This window comes from Streptomyces sp. (assembly GCF_050698815.1).
Lineage (GTDB): Bacteria > Actinomycetota > Actinomycetes > Streptomycetales > Streptomycetaceae > Streptomyces.
Map to the genome: position 1 here is coordinate 1 of NZ_JBOHCV010000398.1, position 3,159 is coordinate 3,159.

General features: G+C 75.1%; 3 protein-coding genes and 1 pseudogene. All 4 read right to left on the minus strand.

Translation table 11 applies throughout. The features are described 5' to 3' along the window. Positions 1 to 869 (minus strand): hypothetical protein (locus tag ACRDP3_RS14575; protein WP_431517355.1); only part of this gene is annotated, 869 nt, incomplete at its 3' end. 19 nt (positions 870 to 888) lie between these two features. Further along, a complete protein-coding gene (locus ACRDP3_RS14580) occupies positions 889 to 2,115 on the minus strand; it encodes a glycosyltransferase (RefSeq protein WP_431517356.1) in 1,227 nt (408 codons plus the stop codon). Continuing rightward, on the minus strand, positions 2,112 to 2,807 hold the full coding sequence (locus ACRDP3_RS14585) for a polysaccharide deacetylase family protein (protein ID WP_431517357.1): 696 nt from the start codon (positions 2,805 to 2,807) through the stop codon (positions 2,112 to 2,114). Before ACRDP3_RS14585 ends, ACRDP3_RS14580 begins: the two co-directional genes overlap by 4 nt. 145 nt (positions 2,808 to 2,952) lie before the next feature. Next, positions 2,953 to 3,159, minus strand: a pseudogene (locus tag ACRDP3_RS14590) (virulence factor MviN); the annotation flags it as partial.

Below are 3,159 nucleotides of genomic sequence, written 5' to 3' on the forward strand. Positions count from 1 at the left end.
GTGCCCGGCCGGCGGCGGCGCGGACGGGCGAGCAGCACGAGCCCGCCGAGCAGTCCGCCCGCGCAGCCGCCCACGGCGACGGCGACGGGGAAGGAGGGCGTGACGGGGTCCGCCGGTGCCGCGGAATCGGCGAGGACCGACAGCCCGGCACCGGTCCGCTTCACCGAATCCTTGGCCGTGTGCGACAGGGCCCGTGCGACGGCGTCGGCGTACTCCGCCGCCTGCCCGGGCCGTTCCGAGGTGCCGGTGATCTGGACCAGCGGCGCGTCGGGCGAGGTGCTGGCCTGGATGGCGGACTTGAGGGTGCCGCGCTTCAGACGGGCCTCGGATTCGGCGTCGGCGAGGATCATGGGGTCGGTGGCGATCCGTCCGTACGCCTGCGCGTAGCCGAGCGCGGAGCCGGTGTCCGCCTGCCCGCGCGGGGAGACGATCACGTAGCTGGTGGCGACGTACTGGGGCGCCGCCACGGCGGCGTAGACCGCACCGCCGACGCTGCCCAGGACGAGGCACAGCGGCACCGGCCACCAGCCGGGCGCCCGGCGCAGCCATTCCGCCGGGCGGCGGAACGCGCTCGGGGCGGGGGTGCGGGTGGTGCGGGCGGTCGTGGAGGGGGCCTTGTCATCGGTGTCGGCGGTTTTGGCGGCGGTGCCGGTGCTTCCGGCGCTGCCGGTCGACGGCGGTGTCGGGGACGGCGGCTTCGTGGCGGGCGGCTTCGTACCGGCGGCGGAACCGGTGCGTGAGCCCGTGCCGGCGAAGGTGCCGGTGACGTTGGTGCGCGGTGTGCTGGTGGTAGCGGCATCGCTGCCGCGCGCCGGTCGGGTGGTGCGCGCGGTCCGGGACTTGGCTGCTCCCTGTGCGGCCTTGGGCATGACAGAACTCATTTCGTTGTCAGGGGGTTGCCAGGGGGATGGGCTGAGGTTCCGGTGCGGGGGCCGGGTCCGTGGCAGGTGCGGAAACCGGCACGGAGACGGCGGTCGGGGCGGGTGCGGGCAGCGGTGTCGTGCCGGTCACCGCGTGGTAGACGGCCAGCAGCCGCTCGGCGCTGCGGGCGATGTCGTAGTGGTCCACGACGGGCGGTACGGGCAGCCGGGCGGCCCCCGCGTCGCGGTACTCGCGCAGCACGACGGCGAGTTCGGCCGCGCTGGTGCTGATCCGGCGGGCGCCCGGCGCTTCCGCGGGCGGCAGGTCGTCGATGGCGGGACAGGTGACGTACAGGACCGGCAGTCCGGCGGCGAGTGCTTCGAGCATCGCCAGTCCGAAGGACTCCTCGGCGGACGGCGACACGAAGACGTCCATGGCGGCCAGCACGTCCGGGATCTCCAGCCCGTCGCCCCCCGCCGGTGCGACGACCCCGTCGCACTCGCCCAGGAAATGGACGCGGTCGAGCGCGCCGAGCGTGTCCGCCGTCGCCGCCAGCGCCTCCCGCTCCGGTCCGTCGCCCGCCAGCAGCAGCCGCGCGTCGGGCAGTTGGGCCACGGCCTGCACGAGCGTCTCGAAGTGCTTGCCCGGCACCAGTCTTCCCACGCCGCCCGCCACGAAGGCGTCGGCCGGAATCCCCAGCCGGGCACGGGCGGCGGTGCGCGCGGCGGGGTCGAAGCGGAAGCGGCGGGCGTCGATGCCGTTGGGCACGATGTGCAGCCGTCGCGCGCGTACGCCCCAGCGCCGCAGCCGCTGCGCGACGGTGTTCGACACGGCCACCGTGGCGCAGCCGAGCCGTTCGGCGGCCAGGTAGAGCGCGCGGACGCCCAGGGTGAGGGGGCGGCCCTCGATGGTGTCCTCGCCGAGGGAGTGTTCGGTGGCGACGATCGTGCGTACGCCCGCCAGCCGGGCGGCGATCCGGCCGTACAGGCAGGCGCGGTACAGGTGGGTGTGGACGACGTCGTAGCCGCCTTCGCGGATCAGGTGGACCAGCAGCGGCATGACCGTCAGATCGAGGTTGCCGGTCATGCCCACGTGGGTGACCCGGGTGCCGTCGGCCCGGATGCCCGCGGCCACGGTGCCGGGCGCGGTGAGGGTGATGACGTCGCAGCGCACCGGGAGCTGGCGGAGCAGCAGGCGCAGCTGCTGCTCCGCGCCGCCCACTCCCAGCCCGGTGATGATGTGCAGCACCTTCATCGTGCGCCGCCGGGCAGCGGCTTGCGGCGCAGCGGGTGCAGCACCCGTTTCACGGACAGCCGCAGGGAGGTGTCGGACGCGTCGATGTGCACCCGGGGCAGGGCGTGTACGCCCGTGAGGGCGCCGGGGTCGATGGCGCAGGCGTAGCCGTACCCGGCGGCGCGTACGGCGTCGACGGCGCGGGTGTCGATCGTTCCGTACGGGTAGCAGAAGCCCTCGGGCGCGGTGCCGGTGATGTCGGCGAGCAGGGTGCGGCTGTGCCTGGTCTCCCGTTCCAGAGTGGCGTCGTCGGCGGTGGTCAGGTCCGTGTGCAGCAGGCCGTGCGAGCCGACCTCCATCCCCTCGGCCGCCGCCGTGCGGATGCCGTCCGCGCTCAGCAGCGGCTTGCGCGGGCCCTGTTCGTCCCAGGCGTTGTCGCCGCCCAGCCTGCCGGGCAGCACGAAGACGGTCGCGGTGCAGCCGTGCCGGCGCAGCAGCGGCAGGGCGGTGTCGACGAAGTCGGCGTAGCCGTCGTCGAAGGTCAGCCCGACGAGTCCGGCGCCGCGCCCGGCGGCGCGGGCACGCAGCAGCTCGCCGACGCTCACGCCCGTCAGGCCGCGGTCGCACAGCCACCGGAGCTGCCGGTCCAGCCGGTACGGGGCGACGGTGATCCGGTACGGATCGTCGGTGCAGCTGGAGACCGAGTGGTACATCAGCACCCAGGGCGGCCGCCTGCGCTTCGTGCTCACGGGTGCGGCGGCGGGTGCGGGGACGGGCGTGCGCGCTGCGGCGGGTGCGGGCACGGAGCGCCGGGGCCGGTGCTGGGGGAGGGGCAGCGTGGGGATCCGGGTACGCGAGTCAGTGGGCATGGGCGAGCCTTCGTTTGAGGATGGCGAACAGCACGGGTACTTCCGGGGCCCGCAGGAGATGGGCCGCGAACGCGAAGACGACGAGCACGATCACGCCGCAGACCGCGGCGGCGGCCAGCGGTTCGGGCACGAGCCGGGCAACGCCCCAGCCCGCGGCGGCGGCGGCGGCGGCGGCCAGCAGCAGCCGGACCAGCCC

Coding starts and splice junctions, on each gene's coding strand:
- ACRDP3_RS14585 (WP_431517357.1), bottom strand. CDS start 2,807: ATGTACCACTCGGTCTCCAGCTGCACCGACGATCCGTACCGGATCACC.
- ACRDP3_RS14580 (WP_431517356.1), bottom strand. CDS start 2,115: ATGAAGGTGCTGCACATCATCACCGGGCTGGGAGTGGGCGGCGCGGAG.